Annotated in this window: 14 protein-coding genes and 1 pseudogene; 8 read left to right on the top strand and 7 right to left on the bottom strand. The window is 65.4% G+C overall.

Features of this window, described 5'->3' with window-relative positions:
* Positions 1–135: 135 nt before the first annotated feature.
* From sucD to recA, 5 genes are all read right to left on the bottom strand, one after another.
* On the bottom strand, positions 136–1017 hold the full coding sequence (sucD, locus tag P0M04_RS11740) for a succinate--CoA ligase subunit alpha (protein ID WP_056124704.1): 882 nt from the start codon (positions 1015–1017) through the stop codon (positions 136–138).
* 17 nt (positions 1018–1034) lie between these two features.
* Positions 1035–2204, bottom strand: a complete 1170-nt coding sequence (sucC, locus tag P0M04_RS11735) for an ADP-forming succinate--CoA ligase subunit beta (RefSeq protein WP_259450656.1) — start codon at positions 2202–2204, stop codon at positions 1035–1037.
* Positions 2205–2286: 82 nt separating this feature from the next.
* A complete protein-coding gene (locus P0M04_RS11730) occupies positions 2287–2844 on the bottom strand; it encodes a DUF2889 domain-containing protein (protein ID WP_259450655.1) in 558 nt (185 codons plus the stop codon).
* Between the two features lie 264 nt (positions 2845–3108).
* Positions 3109–3567 (bottom strand): recombination regulator RecX, encoded by a 459-nt coding sequence (gene recX / locus P0M04_RS11725; RefSeq protein ID WP_259450654.1) that lies wholly within the window; start codon positions 3565–3567, stop codon positions 3109–3111.
* A 9-nt stretch (positions 3568–3576) separates the two neighbouring features.
* Positions 3577–4656 carry a recombinase RecA gene (gene recA / locus P0M04_RS11720; protein WP_259450653.1) on the bottom strand — a complete coding sequence of 360 codons (1080 nt, stop codon included), beginning with the start codon at positions 4654–4656 and terminating at the stop codon, positions 3577–3579.
* 189 nt (positions 4657–4845) lie between these two features.
* Here recA and P0M04_RS11715 point away from each other — a divergent pair, with 189 nt between their 5' ends.
* The 6 genes and pseudogenes from P0M04_RS11715 to P0M04_RS11690 all read left to right on the top strand — a co-directional run.
* Positions 4846–5568 (top strand): response regulator, encoded by a 723-nt coding sequence (locus P0M04_RS11715; RefSeq protein ID WP_259450652.1) that lies wholly within the window; start codon positions 4846–4848, stop codon positions 5566–5568.
* A complete protein-coding gene (locus P0M04_RS11710) occupies positions 5565–7130 on the top strand; it encodes a sensor histidine kinase (protein ID WP_259450651.1) in 1566 nt (521 codons plus the stop codon). The genes P0M04_RS11715 and P0M04_RS11710 overlap by 4 nt, the downstream gene beginning before the upstream one ends.
* Positions 7102–7413, top strand: a complete 312-nt coding sequence (locus tag P0M04_RS11705; RefSeq protein ID WP_259450650.1) for a DUF4212 domain-containing protein — start codon at positions 7102–7104, stop codon at positions 7411–7413. The genes P0M04_RS11710 and P0M04_RS11705 overlap by 29 nt, the downstream gene beginning before the upstream one ends.
* Positions 7410–9473: a sodium:solute symporter family protein gene (locus P0M04_RS11700; protein WP_259450649.1), complete on the top strand. Its 2064-nt coding sequence runs from the start codon at positions 7410–7412 to the stop codon at positions 9471–9473. Before P0M04_RS11705 ends, P0M04_RS11700 begins: the two co-directional genes overlap by 4 nt.
* Before the next feature lie 37 nt (positions 9474–9510).
* On the top strand, positions 9511–10092 hold the full coding sequence (locus P0M04_RS11695) for a hypothetical protein (RefSeq protein ID WP_259450648.1): 582 nt from the start codon (positions 9511–9513) through the stop codon (positions 10090–10092).
* Positions 10068–10454: pseudogene (locus tag P0M04_RS11690) on the top strand (alpha/beta hydrolase family protein); the annotation flags it as partial. The gene P0M04_RS11695 and the pseudogene P0M04_RS11690, both read left to right, overlap by 25 nt.
* Positions 10455–10582: 128 nt before the next feature.
* Here the strand turns inward: P0M04_RS11690 and P0M04_RS11685 are convergent.
* Complete coding sequence (locus P0M04_RS11685; protein WP_259450646.1) at positions 10583–10720, bottom strand: hypothetical protein; 138 nt, start codon at positions 10718–10720, stop codon at positions 10583–10585.
* Between the two features lie 33 nt (positions 10721–10753).
* Between P0M04_RS11685 and P0M04_RS11680 the strand changes: the two genes are divergently transcribed.
* Both P0M04_RS11680 and P0M04_RS11675 read left to right on the top strand, forming a co-directional pair.
* Positions 10754–18616, top strand: a complete 7863-nt coding sequence (locus P0M04_RS11680; protein WP_281042406.1) for a VCBS domain-containing protein — start codon at positions 10754–10756, stop codon at positions 18614–18616.
* A 19-nt stretch (positions 18617–18635) separates the two neighbouring features.
* The gene (locus tag P0M04_RS11675; protein WP_259450645.1) at positions 18636–19229 is read left to right on the top strand and encodes a PEP-CTERM sorting domain-containing protein; all 594 of its coding nucleotides are present in this window, start codon (positions 18636–18638) and stop codon (positions 19227–19229) included.
* A 62-nt stretch (positions 19230–19291) separates the two neighbouring features.
* Here P0M04_RS11675 and purM read toward each other — a convergent pair whose 3' ends face one another.
* Entirely contained in the window at positions 19292–20335 is a 1044-nt protein-coding gene (gene purM, locus P0M04_RS11670) for a phosphoribosylformylglycinamidine cyclo-ligase (protein WP_259450644.1), read from the bottom strand.
* Positions 20336–20474 lie beyond the last annotated feature (139 nt).

The raw sequence follows: 20474 nt of genomic DNA, 5'->3' as shown, positions 1-20474 counted from the left end.
GCATGACAATTTTTGTCACGCTGGGTTGGCGAAAATTGTCACCCCGACCGTTTTTGTTGAGTTGCGACAAAAATTGTCAGTACAAAAAAAACGGGACGCCGAAGCGTCCCGTTCATCGGATGCGAATCCGCAGGATTACAGCATCGCCTTCAGCAGACGAGCCATTTCCGACGGGTTCTTGGTGACCTTGATACCGCAGGCTTCCATGATTTCCAGCTTGGCGTCGGCGGTATCGGCACCGCCCGAGATCAGCGCGCCGGCGTGGCCCATGCGCTTGCCCGGCGGCGCGGTGACGCCGGCGATGAAGCCGACGACCGGCTTCTTCATGTTGTCCTTGATCCAGTACGAAGCATTGGCTTCGTCCGGGCCGCCGATCTCGCCGATCATGATGACGGCGTCCGTGTCCGGATCGTCGTTGAACATCTTCATCACGTCGATGTGCTTCAGACCGTTGATCGGGTCGCCACCGATGCCGACTGCCGACGACTGGCCGAGGCCCAGTGCGGTCAGCTGGCCGACGGCTTCATACGTCAGCGTGCCCGAACGGGACACGACGCCGATGCGGCCTTTCTTGTGGATGTGACCCGGCATGATGCCGATCTTGATCTCGTCCGGGGTGATCAGACCCGGGCAGTTCGGGCCCAGCAGCAGGGTCTTCGAACCGGCCTTGGCCATGCGGTCCTTGACTTCCATCATGTCACGGACAGGGATGCCTTCGGTGATGCAGATTGCCAGGTCCAGCTCGGCTTCCACGGCTTCCCAGATGGCGGCGGCAGCGCCTGCCGGCGGAACGTAGATGACCGACACGGTGGCGCCGGTGTTCTGCTTGGCTTCCTTGACGCTCGCGAAGATGGGGATACCCTCGAAGTCCTCACCGGCTTTCTTCGGGTTCACGCCTGCGACGAAGGCTTCACGGCCGTTCGCGTAGTCGCGGCACATGCGGGTGTGGAATTGGCCGGTCTTGCCGGTGATACCTTGGGTGATGACTTTGGTGTCTTTGTTAATCAGAATCGACATGTTATTTCCTTTGCGAATTAGGCTTGGCCAGCTGCAGCGGCAACGACCTGCTTCGCTGCGTCTTCCATGGTGTCGGCCGAGATGATCGGCAGGCCGGAGTCGGCCAGCATCTTCTTGCCCAGGTCTTCGTTGGTGCCCTTCATGCGGACGACCAGCGGCACTTGCAGCGACACGGCCTTCGATGCGGTGATCACGCCTTCGGCGATCACGTCGCAGCGCATGATGCCGCCGAAGATGTTGACCAGGATGGCTTTCAGGCCCGGGTTCTTCAGCATGATCTTGAAGGCTTCGGTGACCTTCTCGGCGGTTGCGCCGCCGCCGACGTCCAGGAAGTTGGCCGGCTCGCCGCCGAACAGCTTGATGGTGTCCATGGTGGCCATTGCCAGACCGGCGCCGTTCACGAGGCAGCCGATGTTACCGTCCAGCGAGATGTACGCCAGGTCGAATTTCGATGCTTCGACTTCGGCCGGATCTTCTTCGTCCAGGTCGCGGTAGGCGACGATTTCCGGGTGACGGAACAGGGCGTTCGAGTCGAAGTTGAACTTGGCGTCCAGGGCGATGACCTTGCCGTCGCCGGTGATGATCAGCGGGTTGATTTCAGCCAGCGATGCGTCGGTTTCCCAGTACGCTTTGTACAGGCCTTGCAGGTTCGCGCGCGCAGCGGCGATCGAGCCTTCCGGCACGCCGATCTTGCGGGCGATGTCGTCGGCATCCGCATCGGTCAGGCCGACGCTCGGCTCGATCACGACGTTGTGGATCTTTTCCGGGTTGCTGTGTGCAACTTCTTCGATGTCCATGCCGCCTTCCGACGAGGCCATCAGCACGACTTTCTGGGTGACGCGGTCGGTGACCAGCGACACGTACAGTTCTTTCTTGATGTCGGCGCCTTCTTCGATCAGCAGACGGCGGACTTTCTGGCCTTCCGGACCGGTCTGGTGGGTCACCAGCTGCATGCCCAGGATCTGGTTCGCGTATTCGCGCACTTGTTCCAGCGACTTGGCGACTTTCACGCCACCGCCTTTGCCACGGCCGCCAGCATGGATCTGGGCCTTGACCACCCAGACCGGTCCGCCCAGCTCTTCAGCGGCTTTGACAGCCTCGTCGACCGACAGGCACGGAATGCCGCGCGGAACGGTCACTCCGAATTTTCGGAGGATCTCTTTGCCCTGATACTCATGGATTTTCATGCTGGCTTCCCTTCTTCTGTTACTGATTTAGAAATGCGGTTGAATAAAAAAGCGACAAACCCGGAGTCTACTCCGGACGACACTACCCCGGCACCGCCTTGAGAGCCCAGCGCGGGTAATACGTTTCGACGGCAGGGCCGTCGAGGCGCAGCGCGTGGCAGCGGTCCAGTTCGTAAGGCCGCTCGGCCGACGTATCGGACGGGCGGTTGGCCATCGCGTCATCGGCGAAGGCCTGGATTGCCGCGGTGGGCAGGACTTGCGCGAGTTCGGTCAGGTGGGTGCAGCCGAGTACCCCGGACAGGCGGTCCTTCAGATGCAATCGGAAATGTTTCAGCAGCGACAAGCCGATGAGCTTCTTGTAGGCAGGAGCAATGGTGTCGCAGAAACCGGGATAGGGTACGGCATCGGACGCGGCTTCGGCGTCGACGATGTTCATGTCGCGGTCGATAGTCACCCGCAATTTGAGTTCGTGCACCGGCAGGCCGGCCGGACGGGAGCCGGAAGGCAGGGCAATATCATGCGTCTTGGTGTCGCGGATGCACGCGTCGAGGTCCCACAGGCCATCGTCGCGCGCGAACGCTTCGACGGTAATGGCGCGCGTGTGCCTTGGCTTACGCGGAGCGGGAGGAGACAGGGGCATAAACACCAATGCCGGTATGCGGCGAAAAAATTTGCAGCCGTTGTGCCTGATGCACGTTGCCGCAGCTTCTACGGCAACAACCGCTCTTGCGGCGCTGCTTAAACCATGAAAGTTTAGCACAGGGTGCCGGGCTGTGCACCGTCTCCCCGGTTACAGAAGGGTTTTTGCAGGGAAGATAAGGGAAGATGTTGCGAAGTTGAGATGCCGAAAGCGCAAGCTCACGGTCATAAACAGAACGATAGTGGGGTATTCACGACGGTGAGATCAGAGGTCGTCCTCGTCGTCGCTGCCTTTGAGCGCGGCACGCACCGCACTTTGGGAAAAGCCGCGTTGCATCAGGAAGCGCATCTGTTTGCTGCGCTCCTCGGCATCCTGCGGAACCCTGCCGAACTTGCGGCGCCAGACTTCGCGGGCCCGTGCCGTTTCGGATTCCTTCAGTTCGGACTTGAGTTCGTCGAACGCGTCGCCGTCGACGCCATGCTGCTGGAGTTCGGCGAGCACCCGGGCGTTGCCGTAGCGTCCTGCGCGCCGGTGGACCAGCGATTCGGCAAAACGCTCCTGCGACAGCCAGTTGTTCTTTTCAAGGAAATCGAGGAGGGCTTCGACGTCGTCGCCCTCCTCCGCATATCGCGACAATTTGCGCGCCAGTTCGAGCCGGCTGTGCTCGCGCGTCGACAGATACTTCAACGCGCGAGCCTTGAGGCTCAGCTGCTGGCGCGGCATCAGCGACGATTACTCGTCGTCGCCGACGGATGCCAGCTGGGCGGCACCGTCACCGGCCGGGGCCGGCGGCAGTTCGCGCACGCCGAGGGCGGCGCGGACCTTGTTCTCGATTTCGCGTGCCAGTGCCGGACGCTCCCTCAAGAAGATACGGGCATTGTCCTTGCCCTGGCCGATGCGCTCGCCACCGTAGCTGTACCACGAACCCGACTTCTCGACGATCTTGTTGTCCACGCCCAGGTCAATGATCTCGCCTTCGCGCGACGTGCCTTCGCCGTACAGGATGTCGAAGTGCGCTTCCTTGAACGGGGGCGCGATCTTGTTCTTGACAACCTTGACCTTGGTTTCGTTACCGATCACCTCGTCGCCGGTCTTGATCGAGCCGGTACGGCGGATGTCCAGACGCACGGAGGCGTAGAACTTCAGCGCGTTACCGCCGGTCGTCGTTTCCGGGCTGCCGAACATGACGCCGATCTTCATACGGATCTGGTTAATGAAGATCACCAGGGTGTTCGTACGGTTGATCGATGCGGTCAGCTTGCGCAGCGCCTGCGACATCAGGCGGGCTTGCAGGCCCGGCAGGGAGTCGCCCATGTCGCCTTCGATCTCGGCGCGCGGCGTCAGTGCCGCCACCGAGTCGATGACCACCATGTCGACACTGCCCGAACGCACGAGGGCGTCCGTGATTTCCAGCGCCTGTTCACCCGTGTCCGGCTGCGAGATCAGCAGCTCGTCCAGCTTGATGCCCAGCTTTTGCGCATAGGTCACGTCCAGCGCGTGCTCGGCGTCGATGAACGCGCAGGTGCCACCCAGCTTCTGCATCTGGGCAATGGTCTGCAGGGTCAGCGTCGTCTTGCCCGACGATTCCGGACCATAGATCTCGACGATACGGCCACGCGGCAGGCCTCCGACGCCGAGTGCGATGTCCAGGCCCAGCGAGCCGGTCGAGACGGTTTGTACTTCCTCGACGGGCGCATTGGTATCCATGCGCATCACCGAGCCTTTACCGAATTGCTTTTCGATCTGCGCGAGGGCTGCTGCCAGCGCCTTGCCCTTCTCGGCTGCATTTACTGCGGATTTTTTGTCGTCCATAACTTTCTTTCTGTCCTAGAGTGAACCAAGGTGTGGGCCGCTCGCGCGATTTCAATAGGAAGTACTGTATAAAATCCCAGTGGTTTTGGCAAGCGATATTTACTGTCGCTTGACCGATTCGACATGTTGCGAAACTTCACACACAATACGCGGGTGAGCGGGGTCGAACAACGAAAGCCGGGAGAAAAGATGCGTATTTTACTAGCCGAAGATGATAGCGTATTGGCCGATGGGCTGACGCGCTCCTTGCGCCAGTCCGGCTACGCCATCGATTGCGTCAAGAACGGCCAGGACGCGGACACGGCGCTGTCGACCCAGGAATTCGATCTCCTGATCCTCGACCTCGGCCTGCCCAAGCTGTCCGGCCTGGACGTGCTGCGCCGCCTGCGCGCGCGCGGCTCGCTGCTGCCCGTGCTGATCCTGACGGCCGCCGATTCCATCGAGCAGCGCGTGGGCGGCCTCGACGCCGGCGCCGACGACTACATGCCCAAGCCGTTCGCGCTGTCCGAACTGGAAGCGCGCGTGCGCGCCCTCACCCGCCGCGGCCAGGGCGGCGGCTCGACCGTCATCCGCCACGGCCCGCTCGTGTACGACCAGGTCGGACGCAGCGCGTACATCAACGACCAGATGCTCGATTTGTCCGCGCGCGAACTGGGCCTGCTGGAAATCCTGCTGGCGCGCACGGGACGCCTCGTATCGAAGGAACAGCTCGTCGACCACCTGTGCGAATGGGGCGAGGAAGTGTCGAACAACGCCATCGAGGTCTACGTGCACCGCCTGCGCAAGAAGATCGAGACGGGCGGCATCCGCATCGCCACCGTGCGCGGGTTGGGCTATTGCCTGGAACGTTTTTCCGATACCCCCCGTGACAGCGCCCGCAAGAGCGCCGACGCGGCCAGCGGCCACAAGTGAAACCCTTCAAGCGGCGCGCGGCCGGACCGGATCCGCTCGCCGTCACGGAACCGGTCGACGACCTCTACGTTCCGCCCAGGCCCGAGCCCGAAGAAAGCATCCAGCACTCGCTGTTCGGCGAAATCCTCGACTGGATGCTGGCCCCGCTGCTGCTGCTGTGGCCGATGAGCATCGCGATCACGTACCTGGTCGCGAAATCGATCGCGAACCAGCCATTCGACCACGCGCTGGAAGACAGCGTCACGGTGCTCGCACAGCAGGTCAAGGAAGTCGACGGCAGAGTCGTCGCGCGCCTGCCCGGCACTGCGCGCGACATCCTGCGCGCGGACGACGTCGACAGCGTCTATTTCCAGATCAGCGGCCCGCGCGGCGAGATCGTCGACGGCGACCGCGACCTGCCGCCGCCGAACGCGGACGACGCCGAGCGCAGCGGCCGCGTGCACTTCCGCACCGAGACCCTGCACGGCGCGCCGGTGCGCATCGCCTATGCCTGGGTGAACCTGCAGCCTCTGCTGGACGCCACGCAGGAACCGCGCCTCGCGCTCGTGCAGGTGGCGGAGACGCTCGACAAGCGCGCGCAGCTGGCCAACGAGATCATCAAGGGCGTGATCCTGCCGCAGTTCATCATCCTGCCCGTGATCCTGGCCCTCGTCTGGTTCGCCCTGTCGCGCGGGCTGTCGCCGCTCGCACAACTGCAGGAACGCATCCGCGCGCGCCCGCCGGACGACCTGTCGCCCATCGATTCGCGCCAGGTGCCGGAAGAGATCTCGCCGCTCGTCGGCTCGCTGAACGACATGCTGGCGCGCCTCGCGCACACGATAGCCGTGCAGAAGCGTTTCATTGCCGATGCCGCGCACCAGATGAAGACGCCGCTCGCGGGCATGCGCATGCAGTCGGAGCTGGCGCTGCGCCAGGTCGATCCGAACGAGATCCACCGCTCGCTCGAACAACTTGCCAAGAGCTCGGAATCGGCCACGCGCCTCGTCAACCAGTTGCTTGCGCTGGCCCGCGCGGAAAACCAGCCGCATGCAGGCCAGACGCTGGAGCCGCTCGACCTTGCCGCATTGGCGCGCGACGTCGTGCAGGACTGGGTACAGGCCTCCTTCGCACACGAGATCGACCTCGGCTACGAAGTCATCGGCGACCCGCCGGAAATCGACGGCAGCGCCATGATGCTGCGCGAGCTGCTGTCGAACCTGATCGACAACGCGCTGCGCTACACGCCGCCGGGCGGCAGCGTCACCGTGCGCGTGCGCGGAACCAATATCGGCAACGGCAATCAAGCCTTGCTGGAAGTCGAGGACACGGGCCCCGGCATCGCGCCGTCCGAGCGCCACCGTGTGTTCGAACGTTTTTATCGCATCCTCGGTTCGAGCGCCTCCGGTTCCGGCCTCGGTCTCGCCATCGTGCGCGAGATCGCGCAGCAGCACGGGGCCGACATCGAGATCTTCAACAACCCGCGCAGCACGCACAAGAAATTCCCGGGCAGCCTGTTCCGGCTGACCTTCCCGCCCACCGTCACGCTTGTCCCCGATGCCGACCGAGACCGTTCTTTCCTCTGACCCCGATCGCGAGCGCCAGCACATCGTCGCCGCGCGCGCCGCGCACTGGGCGCGCGCGCGCCGCCTGATCGCCCTGCTGCTGGCGCTGTGGCTGGCCACGAGCTTCTGCACCGTGTTCTTCGCGCGCGACCTCGCGCACCTGTCCGTGTTCGGCTGGCCGCTGTCCTTCTACCTCGCGGCCCAGGGTGCGTCGCTGACCTACCTCGCCATCATCGGCGCGTACGCCTGGCGCATGCGCATCCTCGACCGCGATTTCGACCGGATGCTGGGGCGGCATCCATGACCGTCACCGCCGCCAGGACCCGCTCCTACTTCCGCCGCCTGTCCCGCTACTACCTGTGGTTCACGCTGTGCTTCGCGCTGTTCCTGGGCGCGCTGGCGATCCTGGAACACGAGGGCATGCCGCGCCAGTGGATCGGCCACCTGTACATGTTCGCGACGATCGTCCTGTACGCGATCATCGGCGTCGTCAGCCGCACGTCGAACGTGTCCGAATACTACGTGGCGGGGCGGCGGGTCCCGGCGCTGTTCAACGGCATGGCGACGGCGGCCGACTGGATCTCGGCCGCCAGCTTCATCAGCCTGGCGGGCACGCTGTACCTGCACGGCTTCGACGCCCTCGCCTACGTGATGGGCTGGACGGGCGGCTACTGCCTCGTCGCGCTGCTGATCGCGCCCTACCTGCGCCGCTTCGCCCAGTACACGATCCCCGACTTCCTCGCCGCGCGCTACGGCGGCGAGACCGGCACGCGCCGGGGCAGCATCGTGCGCGCGCTCGCGGTCGGCGCCACCATCGTCGTCTCGTTCACGTACGTCGTCGCGCAGATCTACGCGGTGGGCCTGATCGCGTCGCGCTTCACCGGCGTCGATTTCTCGGTCGGCATCTTCCTCGGCCTCGCCAGCATCCTCGTGTGCTCGTTCCTGGGTGGGATGCGCGCCATCACGTGGACGCAGGTTGCGCAGTACATCATCATCCTCGTCGCCTTCCTGATCCCGACGATCTGGCTGTCGATGAAATTCGCGGGCAACCCGGTGCCGCAAGTCGCGTACGGCTCCGTGCTGCCCAAGCTGGCGGCGCGCGAAGCCCAGCTGGCGGCCGATCCGCGCGAGGCCGAAGTGCGCGCCCGTTTCCGCGCCCGCGCCGACGACTACGCGGCGCGCATCGCCGCCCTGCCCCACTCCTGGGAAGCGGGCAAGATCGAAGCGCAGCGCCGGCTGGACAAGGCGCGCGGCCGCAACGCGCCGCTGACCGAGGTACGCAGCGCGGAACGCGAACTGCTCGACTATCCGCGCACCGCGGACGAGGCCGCGCGCGTGTGGACCGAACTGCGCGCCGCCAACCTGGCGCGCGCCCAGCCGCCGGAGCCGCACGCGGAACCGTTCCCCGGCAAGACGCGGGAAGAATCGGACATCCGCCGCAACAATTTTCTGTCCCTCGTGTTCTGCCTGATGTTCGGCACGGCGGCGCTGCCGCACATTCTGATGCGCTCCTACACGACGCCGTCCGTGCACGAGACGCGCGTGTCCGTGTTCTGGACACTGTTCTTCATCCTGCTGATCTACCTGACGATGCCGGCGCTGGCCGTCCTGGCCAAGTACGATATCTACACGGCCCTCGTCGGCACGGACTTCAATTCCCTGCCGACCTGGGTCTCGTACTGGGCCAACGTCGACAAGTCGAATCCATTGATCAGCATCGTCGACGTCAACGGCGACGGCATCGTGCAGCTGGCCGAGATCGCGATCGACGGCGACGTGCTCACCCTGGCCACGCCGGAGATCGGCGGCCTGCCGTACGTGATTTCCGGGCTGGTGGCGGCCGGCGGCCTGGCGGCGGCGCTGTCCACGGCGGATGGCCTGCTGCTGGCGATCTCGAACGCGCTGTCGCACGACATCTACTTCAAGATCGTCGACCCGGGCGCCTCCACGCAGAAGCGCGTGACGATCTCCAAGCTGCTGCTGCTCGCGGTCGCGTTCATCGCCGCGTATGTCGCGTCGCAAAAGCCGGCCGACATCCTGTCGCTCGTCGGCGCCGCGTTCTCGCTCGCGGGGTCGACCATGTTCCCGGCGCTGGTGGCGGGCGTGTTCTGGAAACGGGCCAATTTCGCGGGCGCGATCGCGGGCATGGCGACCGGCTTCCTCGTCTGCATCTACTACATGCTGCACACGAATCCGATGCTGGGCGGGAGCCTGGACGCCGTCTGGTTCCACATCGCGCCCATCTCCGCGGGCGTGTTCGGCGTGCCGGCGGGGGCGCTGGCGCTGGTCGTCGCCAGCCTGCTGACGGCGGCGCCGCCGCGCGAGAGCGGGGGGCTCGTGGCGCATATCCGGGCGCCGGAATAAATGTTATCTTTATGCAATGTTCTCGATGAGGATTTGCATGTTCCTGCGCCGTACCCTGCCGTATCTGTTCGCTCTCTCCGCCGCACTCGCCCATGCCGCCTGGGCCGCGCCGGCCGCTGACACCGCGCCGCCAGCCATCGCCTTTTTCCAGCACGCCGCCATCCATCGCGTCGCGCTGTCGCCCGATGCGCGTTACCTGGCCGTCCGCGCGGGCGCGCCCGACCGCAACGACTATCTCGCCGTGATCGACCTCGCCACCAACAAGCCGACCGTGGTGGCCGCGTTCGACGATGCCGACATCGACGACTTCGAATGGGTGAACGGCACGCGGCTCGTCTTCGACCTGACCGAAAAAAGCATCGGCGAGGGCGACGTGCGGCATGCTCCCGGCCTGTACGCCGTCGACCGCGACGGCCAGCATTTCGCGCAGCTGGCCGACCGCTATTTCGACTCCGCTTCGCGCCATGAACTGATCGGCAAGGTGCCGATGCAACCGTGGAACACCTTCCTCATGCCCCAGCGTCCACGCAAGGACGACATGATCTATGTGTCCCGTCCCATCCGGGATGGGGGCGATGAACACCTCTATACCGGGTCGGCGTCACCGACATCAACCTGATGTACACGGGTGCCTGGAGCCGCGCATCCGACCTGACGGACCAGTGGAAGGCCTACGGCATGCCGGAACTGATCGGCGACCGTGTGAAGGACGCGGCGCAACTGAAGGCCACGTCGCCCATCGAGCAGGCGGCCCGCATCACGCAGCCGGTGCTGCTGGCCTACGGCGGCGTCGACCGCCGCGTGCCGCTGTACCACGGCCAGAAGTTCCACGACGCCGTCACGAAGACCAACCGGAACGTCGAGTGGATCGAATATCCGGAAGAAGGCCATGGCTGGCATCTGCCGAAGAATTCTGTCGATTTCTGGAACCGGGTCGAGGCCTTCCTCGACAAAAACATCGGCCCGAACGCGGGCCGATAACGACCGACGGGGCGCTACGGCGCCCCGTTTTCATTCCCTTCCTCCCTTCCCGCGCGCCGCATCCTTGTAACCGCCCGTCGGTTATACCCACTGTGATTGTCGGTTTTATTTACAACTTGTTACAACCATTACCAAGCCCAAAAGAAACCTTGATAAAAATCAATGGCTTGTCTTTTTGGCACATTAATTGCATTCGCCACAGCAAAAAAAATATTTCCGCAATTCCATTTTTTTGGCATTGCTCCCGCGTTTTTGCTGAGTTTCATTCGATTGCTGTACTCACTGAGAGGGAACGAACGATGGCGAATTTCACTGGCACCCGGCGGACCGATGTGTTCAACGGCACGGACGGCGATGACTATATCGATGGCGGCGGGGGCACCGACACGCTGAAAGGCGGCGGCGGCAACGATACGATCGTGTACCAGAACGATTCGAACCGCGGCAGCGTGATCGACGGCGGCACCGGCACCGATACCCTGCTCGCGAAGCAGGCCGTGCGCATCGATCTGGCGCTGGGCAACCAGGATGCCACGGCACGCGTCGTCACCGTCACGGGCTTCGAGAACGTCGATGCCGGCACCTCCGCGGAAGCCGTCTGGCTGGCCGGTGCCGCGGGCACCAACGTGCTGCGCGGCGGCGCCGCGGCGGACACGCTGGCGGGACGCGGCGGCGCCGACGTGCTGGAAGGCGGTGCCGGCGGCGATCTCTTCGTCTATGAAACCGCCGGCGATTCCACCGCCGCCGCCACGGATGCCATCCTCGATTTCCAGTCGGGCCAGGACAAGATCGACTTGCGCGCCTTCACGGGCCTGCGCTGGACCGGCACGAATCCGGCGGCGCACGGCGTCTGGCAGGCGCAGTCCGGGGCAGACGTGCACGTGTTCGCGGACACCGACGGCGACGGCGTGGCCGACCTGAAGATCGCGCTGAAGAACGTGGCGGTCACGCTGGATACCAAGGACTTCCTCGGCGTCGCCGCCTTCGTGAACGGCGTCCCCGTGGCGAACCCGGATCAGGGGACGATCGGCGAAGACTCGGCCATCCTGAAACTCGTCGGCAATGCATTGGCCAACGATACGGATCCCGATGCGGGGACGGTATTGAACGTGGTCCAGCCGGGTACCTTCAACGGCAAATACGGCACCCTGGTCATCGGCGCCGATGGCGCCTACGAATACACCCTGAACAATGCCAGCCTGGCCGTCCAGGCTTTGAAACAGGGAGAAACCGGCACCGATATCTTCAGTTACGGCGTGACCGACGGCAGTGCCGGCGCGACGACGACCCTGACGATCGTTGTGACCGGAAGTAACGACGCGCCCATCGTCAGCGCGGCCGTCACGGGCAATGCCACCGAGGACGGCACGGCCGTGACGCTGGATGCGCTGGCGAAGGCGTCGGACGTCGACAGCGGTGCTGTCCTGAGCGTCGTGAACGTGCCGGCCACGCTGCCGCCGGGCGTGACCTACGACGCGGCCACGCACACCTTCACCCTCGATCCGTCCAACGCGGCCTACCAGGCGCTGAACGACGGCCAGTCGCAGGTCGTGACCGTCAACTACGGCGTGTCGGACGGCACGGCGACGACGTCTGCATCCGTTTCCTGGACGATCGCGGGCGTGACGGACGTGCCGACGAACCGTGCGCCCGTCGTCAGCGGCCCGGTCGGCGGCACCGCCACCGAGGACGGCGCGGCCGCCGTGCTGGACGCGCTCGCCAACGCGTCCGATCCCGATGCGAACACCCTCTCCGTCGTGAACGTGCCCGCCACGCTGCCGGCCGGTGTGACGTACGACGCGGCCACGCACACGTTCCGGCTCGATCCGTCCTACCCGGCGTATCAATCCCTGGCGCAGGGCCAGACGACGACGGTGTCGGTGACGTACGGCGTCTCGGACGGTTCGGCCACGACGGGCGCGACGGCGTCGTGGACCATCACCGGCGCGAACGACGCGCCCGTCGTGAGCAGCGCCGTCACGGGCAATGCCACGGAAGACGGCGCAGCCGTCGTCCTGGATGCGCTGGCCAAGGCGTCGGACGTCGACGCCGGCACCACCCTCTCCGTCGTGAACGTGCCGGCCACGCTGCCGGCCGGCGTGACGTACGACGCCGCCACGCACAGCTTCAGCCTCGCCCCGTCGAACGCCGCTTACCAATCGCTGGCGCAGGGCCAGACGACGACGGTGTCGGTGACGTACGGTGTCTCGGACGGCACGGCCACGACGGCCGCGACGGCCTCCTGGACCATCACCGGCACGAATGACGCGCCTGTCGTCAGCGGCGCCGTGACGGGAAATGCGGCCGAAGACGGCACGGCCGTCGTGTTGAATGCGCTCGCCCGGGCCTCGGATGCCGACAGCGGCGCGACGCTCTCCGTCGTGAACGTGCCGGCCATGCTGCCCGCCGGCGTGACGTACGACACGAGCACGCACAGCTTCCGCCTCGATCCCACCGACGCCGCCTACCAGTCGCTGGCGCAGGGCCAGACGACGACCGTGTCGGTGACGTATGGCGTCTCGGACGGCACGGCCACCACGAACGCGACCGCGTCGTGGACCGTCACCGGCGTCAACGATGCGCCCGTCGTCACCGGCGCCGTCACGGCCAATGCCACCGAGGATGGCGGCGCGGTCGCGCTCAACGCGCTGGCGAAGGCGTCGGACGTCGACGGCAGCACCACATTGACCGTCGTGAACGTGCCGGCCACGCTGCCGCCGGGCGTGACCTACGACGTCGCCACGCACACCTTCACCCTCGATCCGTCCAACGCGGCCTACCAGGCGCTGAACGACGGCCAGTCGCAGGTCGTGACCGTCAACTACGGCGTGTCGGACGGCACGGCGACGACGTCTGCGTCCGTTTCCTGGACGATCGCGGGCGTGACGGACGTGCCGACGAACCGTGCGCCCGTCGTCAGCGGCCCGGTCGGCGGCACCGCCACCGAGGACGGCGCGGCCGCCGTGCTGGACGCGCTCGCCAACGCGTCCGATCCGGACGCGAACACCCTTTCCGTCGTGAACGTGCCCGCCACGCTGCCGGCCGGTGTGACGTACGACGCGGCCACGCACACGTTCCGGCTCGATCCGTCCTACCCGGCGTATCAATCCCTGGCGCAGGGCCAGACGACGACGGTGTCGGTGACGTACGGCGTCTCGGACGGCACCGCCACGACGAACGCGATGGTGTCCTGGACCGTCACCGGCGCCAACGATGCGCCCGTCGTGAGCAGCGCCGTCACGGGCAATGCCACGGAAGACGGCGCAACTGTCGTCCTGAATGCGCTGGTCAGGGCATCGGACGCCGACAGCGGCACCACCCTCTCCGTCGTGAACGTGCCGACCACGCTGCCGGCCGGCGTGACGTACAACGCGGCCACGCACATGTTCACGCTCGACCCGTCCAACGCGGCGTATCAGGCGCTGGCGCAAGGCCAGACGACGACGGTGTCGGTGACGTACGGTGTCTCGGACGGCACCGCCACGACGGCCGCGACAGCCTCCTGGACCCTCACAGGCGCCAATGATGCCCCCGTCGTGACGGGCGCCGTCACGGCCAGTGCCACCGAAGACGGTCCGGCAGTCGTGCTGGATGCGCTGGCGCGCGCGTCGGACGTCGACAACGGCGCGGTTCTCGCCGTCGTGAACATGCCGGCCACGCTGCCCGACGGCGTGACGTACGACGCGGCCACGCACACGTTCCGCCTCGATCCGTCCAACGCGGCGTACCAGGCCCTGAACAACGGCCAGTCGCAGGTCGTGACCGTCAACTACGGCGTATCGGACGGCGCGACGACGACGCCCGCTTCCGTCTCGTGGACGATCGCGGGCGTCACGGATGTCCCCACGAACCATGCGCCCGTCGTCAGCGGCCCGGTCACCGGCAACGCGACGGAAGACGGCCAGAAGGTCGTCTTGAACGCGCTGGCCAACGCCAGCGACCAGGATGCCGGCACGACCTTGACGGTCGGGTCGCTGCATAACGGCCTGCCGGCCGGCGTGACGTACGACGCGGCCACGCACAGCTTCACCCTCGACCCGTCGAACGCTGCCTATCAATCGCTGGCGCAGGGACAGACGACGACGGTGCAGGTCGAATACGACGTGTCCGACGGCGCAACCACGACGACGGGCACGGTCAAGTGGACGATCGCCGGCAGCAACGACACGCCCTACCTCGTCACGCCGGTGGGCGACCAGCTCGTGGAGGGTGGCACGGCCTTCAGCTACACGGTCCCCGCGACGGCTTTCGCCGACGTCGACGCGAATGCGGCGCTGACGTACAGCCTGAAGCTCGACGACGGCACCGCGCTGCCGTCCTGGCTGCACTTCGACGCGGCCACCCGCACGCTGAGCGGCACGGCACCGGCGACGACCAACGTCACGCCGTTCGCGCTCGACATCGCGGCCACCGACCAGAACGGCGCCACGGCGCATGATCATTTCACGCTGAGCGTGGTCGGCGCCATCCGCGGCACGCCCGGCCCCGACACGCTGTACGGCACCGCGCTCGACGACCTGATCTACGGCCTGGAAAGCAGCGACGTCATCTTCGGCCACGAGGGCAACGACTCCATCGAAGGCAACGACGGCCACGATACCCTGTACGGCGAAGCGGGCAACGACACGCTCGTGGGCGGCGACGGCAACGACTACCTGGCCGACGGCCAGGGCATCAACGCGTTCTATGGCGGCGCGGGCAACGACACCATCGACGCGAACGGCTCGTCGCCGCAATCGGTCATCGACGGCGGCAGCGGCAGCGACACGTTCTACGTCTACGGGTCCAACAATACCCAGACCATCACGACGGGGGCCGACAGCGACCTGGTCTATTTCTACTACCCGACCAACGCCGGTGCCGGCACCGCCATCGTCATCACCGACTTCACCACCGGCGCCGGTGGCGACAAGATCGACCTCGGCCACCTCATCGCCTACTCCAGCGGCTACGTCGGCGACACCGATCCGTTCGCCACAGGCTATCTGCGCCTGCAGCAGGACGGCAACGACACCTGGCTCCAGTGGGACCAGGACGGCACCGGCGGCGGCACCACGTGGAAAACGATGATGGTGTTCCAGAACGCCACCGCGACCGACTTCACGATGCATAACTTCAACCCGGGCTACAACCCGGACGGCACGAGCCAGGGCATCACCCTCACCGGCACCACCGTCGGCGAAGCGCTGGACGGCACGGTCAACAACGACACGATCTACGGGCTGGACGGCAACGACAATCTCCAGGGCTACCAGGGCAACGACACGCTCGACGCCGGCCTCGGCAACGATGTCCTGTTCGGCGGCGCCGGCAACGATTCGCTGCTGGGCGGCGACGACAACGACAACCTGTACGGCGAAGCGGGCAACGACACGCTGATCGGCGGCGACGGCAACGACTACCTGTCCGACGGCCAGGGCATCAACGCACTGTACGGCGGGGCCGGCAACGACATCATCGACGCGAACGGCTCGTCGTCGCAATCGATCATCGACGGCGGCAGCGGCCTCGACACGTTCTACGTCTACGGCTCGAGCAATGCCCAGACCATCACGACGGGGGCCGACAGCGACCTGGTCTATTTCTACTACCCGACCAACGCCAACGCCGTCGTCACCATCACCGACTTCACCACGGGCACCGGCGGCGACAAGATCGACCTCGGCCACTTCATCGCCTACTCCAGCGGCTACGTCCCCGACACCGATCCGTTCGCCACGGGCTATCTGCGCCTGCAGCAGGACGGCAACGACACCTGGCTCCAATGGGACCAGGACGGCGCCGGCGGCGGCACCACGTGGAAGACGATGATCGTGTTCCAGAACACGACGGCGACGAACTTCAAGCTGGACAACTTCTACCCGGCGTACAACCCGGACGGCACGAGCCAGGGCATCACCCTCACCGGGACCACGGCCAACGATTCGCTGGAAGGTACCGTCAACAACGACACGATCCACGGGCTGGACGGCAACGACAATCTCTACGGCTACCAGGGCAACGACACGCTCGACGCCGGCCTCGGCAACGATTACGTGGCAGGTGGCACCGGCAACGATTCGCTGATCGGCGGCGACGGCGACGACAACCTGTACGGCGAGGCGGGCAACGACACGCTGATCGGCGGCGACGGTAACGACTACCTGTCCGACAGCCAGGGCATCAACATGCTCTACGGCGGCGCGGGCAACGACACGCTCGACCTGAACGGCGCGCCGTCACAGTCCATCGTCGATGGGGGCAGCGGCAGCGACACGTTCTACGTCTACGGTTCGAGCAATCCCCAGACCATCACGACCGGCACGGACAGCGACCTGATCTATTATTTCTACCCGACCAACGCCGGTGCCGACGCCATCGTCACCGTCACCGACTTCACTACGGGCGCCGGCGGCGACAGGGTCGACCTCGGCCACCTGATCGCCTACTCCAGCGGCTACGTCGGCGACACCGACCCGTTCGCCACGGGCTATCTGCGCCTGCAGCAGGACGGCAACAATACATGGCTCCAGTGGGACCAGGACGGCGCGAGCGGCAGCGGGACGTGGAAGACGATGATCACGTTCCAGAACACGACCGCGACCGACTTCAGGCTGGACAACTTCTACCCTGCGTACAACCCCAACGGCACGGGCGTCGGCGTGACGCGCACCGGCACGACCAGCGGCGAGCAACTGGACGGCACGGTCAACGACGACACGCTCAATGCGCTGGAGGGCAACGACGCGCTCTACGGCTACCAGGGCAACGACAAGCTCGACGGCGGTGCCGGCAACGACTATCTGATCGGCGGCGTCGGCAACGATTTGCTGCTGGGCGGCGCCGACGACGACTACCTGTACGGCGACGCGGGCAACGACACGCTCATGGGCGGCGACGGCAACGATTACCTGTCCGACAGCCAGGGCGTCAACACGCTCCAGGGCGGCGCGGGCAACGACACGTTCGACCTGAACGGCACGTCGTCGCAATCGATCATCGACGGCGGCAGCGGCAGCGACATCTTCTACGTCTACGGTTCGAGCAATGCCCAGACCATCACGACGGGCGCCGACAGCGACCTGCTCTATTTCTTCTACCCGAGCAGCACGAATGCCGTCGTCACCGTCACCGACTTCGCCACCGGCGCCGGCGGCGACCGGGTCGACCTCAGCAGCATCATCGCCTACTCGAGCGGCTACGCCGGCGACACCGATCCGTTCGCCACAGGCTATTTGCGCCTGCAGCAGGACGGCAACGATACCTGGCTCCAGTGGGACCAGGACGGTGCCGGCAGCGGCAGCACGTGGAAGACGCTGATGACGTTCCAGAACACGACCGCGACCAACTTCAAGCTGGACAACTTCAACCCGGCATACAACCCCAACGGCACGGGCGTCGGGGTGACGCTCACCGGCACGACCAGTGGCGAACAGATGCAAGGCACGGTCAACAACGACACGCTCAATGCGCTGGACGGCAACGACTATCTCTACGGCTACCAGGGCAACGACACGCTCGACGCCGGCCTCGGCAACGACCAACTGTACGGCGGCGCCGGCAACGATCTGCTGCTGGGCGGCGGCGATGCCGATTACCTGTCCGGTGAAGCGGGCAACGACACGCTCATGGGCGGCGACGGCGACGACTACCTGTCCGACAGCCAGGGCGTCAACGCGTTCCACGGCGGCGCGGGCAACGACACGTTCGACCTGAATGGCACGTCGTCGCAATCGGTCATCGACGGCGGCAGTGGCAGCGACACGTTCTACGTCTACGGTTCGAACAATGCCCAGACCATCACGACCGGCGCGGACAACGACCTGATCTATTACTACTACCCGAACAGCGCCAACGCCGTCGTCACCATCGCCGACTTCACGGCCGGCACGGGCGGCGACAAGGTCGACATCGGCAATATCCTCGCCTATTCCAGCGGCTACGCCGGCGGCTCGGACCCGTTCGCCGGCGGCTTCCTGCGCCTGCACCAGAACGGCACCGACACCGAGTTCCAGTGGGACCAGGACGGCGCCGCCAACGGCCAGAGTTTCACGACGCTGCTGCTGCTGAAGAACGTGACGGCGGGCGCGCTCAACGCCAGCAATTTCTCACCCAACTTTACGCCGGTCACCGATGGCGCCGTCGTCGTCGGCGTGGCGCAGGCCGAGCCGGCCCTCCATTAATCCACCAAGGAAAACAACGATGAAAAAACTCATGTTCCTGTTGCTCGCGCTGGCCGGCGCCAGCGCCAACGCCGCGATCGTCAAGGCCGATTTCGGCACGTCCGCCGGTCTGCCCTACTGCGCCGTCTGCGCGCCTTTTAACTTCGGGCCGAAGACATTCACGGCCGCCGGCCAGGCCGTCGGCGCCGGCGTCGAGCTGGGCGCGGGCGCGGTGGTCGGCAACCCGTCCGGCTGGGGCGGCGGCGAAGTCTGGATCGACCTCGATCCGGTCGCGCAGACGCTGACCCTCACGTCGCAGGACCTGTTCGACTTCGAGAACTTCACGGCCCTGATTTCCAACATCAAGTTCGACAAGAACGAGGTCATCTCCGGGCTGTCGCTGGTCTCGAACGACCTGACCGAAGACGTCGCCGTCGACCCGGTCCTGACGTTCACGGGGAACAGCCTGCGCATCCTGTACGACACGCCGGACGGCTTTTATTTCACCGGCCGCAGCGCCGTCTTCCAGTACACGACGCGCGAGGTGACGGCGGACGTGCCGGAACCGGGCAGCCTGGCGCTGCTCGCGCTGGGCGGCGCCGCCTTCCGCCTGCGCCGCCGCCAGCGCGGCTGATTTCATACCCTGCAACGACAACGGGCGCCACGCGGCGCCCGTTTTTCATCGCATGCGCGAACTTATTCGACGATCGTCTGCGCCTGGCCTTCGCCGCGCGCGCGGATCTCGCCGATGCGGTACACGGTCTCGCCGGCCGCCTTCAACTGCGCTTCGGCCGCGTCCGCGTTTTCCTTCGAGACGATGACCGTCATGCCGATGCCGCAGTTGAAAACGCGGTGCATCTCGGCGTCGGCCACGCCGCCGTGCTGCTGCAGCCACTGGAACAGCGGCGGGAGGGTCCACGACTTGCTGTCGAGCACGGCCGTCAGGTTATCCTGCAGCACGCGCGGGATGTTCTCGACGAGGCCGCCGCCCGTGATGTGCACGAGGCCCTTCACTTCCATCGACTGCATCAGCGCCAGCAGCGGCTTGACGTAGATGCGGGTCGGCTGCATCAGCGCGTCGGAGAGCTTGCGGCCGTGGAAGTCGGCTTCCAGGTCCGGCTTCGAGACTTCGATGATCTTGCGCACCAGCGAGTAGCCGTTCGAGTGGATGCCCGACGAAGCCAGGCCCAGCACGACGTCGCCCGGGGCGATCTTGGTGCCGTCGATGATCTGCGATTTTTCCACAGCGCCGACGGCGAAGCCCGCCAGGTCGTATTCGCCGTCCGGGTACATGCTCGGCATTTCGGCCGTTTCGCCGCCGATCAGGGCGCAGCCGGCCTGTTCGCAGCCGGTGGCGATGCCTTTGACGACGGCGGTCGCGGTCGGCACGTCCAGCTTGCCGCAAGCAAAGTAATCCAGGAAGAACAGCGGCTCGGCGCCCTGCACCAGGATGTCGTTGACGCTCATGGCGACGAGGTCGATGCCGACCGTGTCGTGGCGGTTCAGTTCGAACGCCAGTTTCAGCTTGGTGCCGACGCCGTCGGTGCCGGACACGAGGACCGGTTCCTTGTACTTCTTGCTGATTTCGAACAGCGCACCGAAACCGCCGATGCCGCCGAGCACGCCTTCGCGCATGGTGCGCTTGGCAAAAGGTTTGATCGCTTCGACCAGGGCGTCGCCGGCATCGATATCGACACCAGCGTCGCGGTAGGAGAGAGAAACATTAGATGGTTGGCTCATGGTATTTGGCAGCGGAGGCGGTAAAATAGTAGGCGGTTGACAACTGGGCATTAGACGGCGTGCACCGGTGGTAGCCAGTCGGTCAATCCATTATTTTATCAAAACGGCCTGCCAAGGCACCGTTTTAACGGTCAAGAAC

Origin of the sequence: Telluria mixta, from assembly GCF_029223865.1 — a bacterium.
GTDB lineage: Bacteria > Pseudomonadota > Gammaproteobacteria > Burkholderiales > Burkholderiaceae_D > Telluria > Telluria mixta.
The sequence above is the reverse complement of the archived record's forward strand: the minus strand, read 5'-3'. Positions and strand labels throughout refer to the sequence as shown.

Coding starts and splice junctions, on each gene's coding strand:
- sucD (WP_056124704.1), bottom strand. CDS start 1,017: ATGTCGATTCTGATTAACAAAGACACCAAAGTCATCACCCAAGGTATC.
- sucC (WP_259450656.1), bottom strand. CDS start 2,204: ATGAAAATCCATGAGTATCAGGGCAAAGAGATCCTCCGAAAATTCGGA.
- P0M04_RS11730 (WP_259450655.1), bottom strand. CDS start 2,844: ATGCCCCTGTCTCCTCCCGCTCCGCGTAAGCCAAGGCACACGCGCGCC.
- recX (WP_259450654.1), bottom strand. CDS start 3,567: ATGCCGCGCCAGCAGCTGAGCCTCAAGGCTCGCGCGTTGAAGTATCTG.
- recA (WP_259450653.1), bottom strand. CDS start 4,656: ATGGACGACAAAAAATCCGCAGTAAATGCAGCCGAGAAGGGCAAGGCG.
- P0M04_RS11715 (WP_259450652.1), top strand. CDS start 4,846: ATGCGTATTTTACTAGCCGAAGATGATAGCGTATTGGCCGATGGGCTG.
- P0M04_RS11705 (WP_259450650.1), top strand. CDS start 7,102: ATGCCGACCGAGACCGTTCTTTCCTCTGACCCCGATCGCGAGCGCCAG.
- P0M04_RS11700 (WP_259450649.1), top strand. CDS start 7,410: ATGACCGTCACCGCCGCCAGGACCCGCTCCTACTTCCGCCGCCTGTCC.
- P0M04_RS11695 (WP_259450648.1), top strand. CDS start 9,511: ATGTTCCTGCGCCGTACCCTGCCGTATCTGTTCGCTCTCTCCGCCGCA.
- P0M04_RS11685 (WP_259450646.1), bottom strand. CDS start 10,720: ATGAAACTCAGCAAAAACGCGGGAGCAATGCCAAAAAAATGGAATTGC.
- P0M04_RS11680 (WP_281042406.1), top strand. CDS start 10,754: ATGGCGAATTTCACTGGCACCCGGCGGACCGATGTGTTCAACGGCACG.
- P0M04_RS11675 (WP_259450645.1), top strand. CDS start 18,636: ATGAAAAAACTCATGTTCCTGTTGCTCGCGCTGGCCGGCGCCAGCGCC.
- purM (WP_259450644.1), bottom strand. CDS start 20,335: ATGAGCCAACCATCTAATGTTTCTCTCTCCTACCGCGACGCTGGTGTC.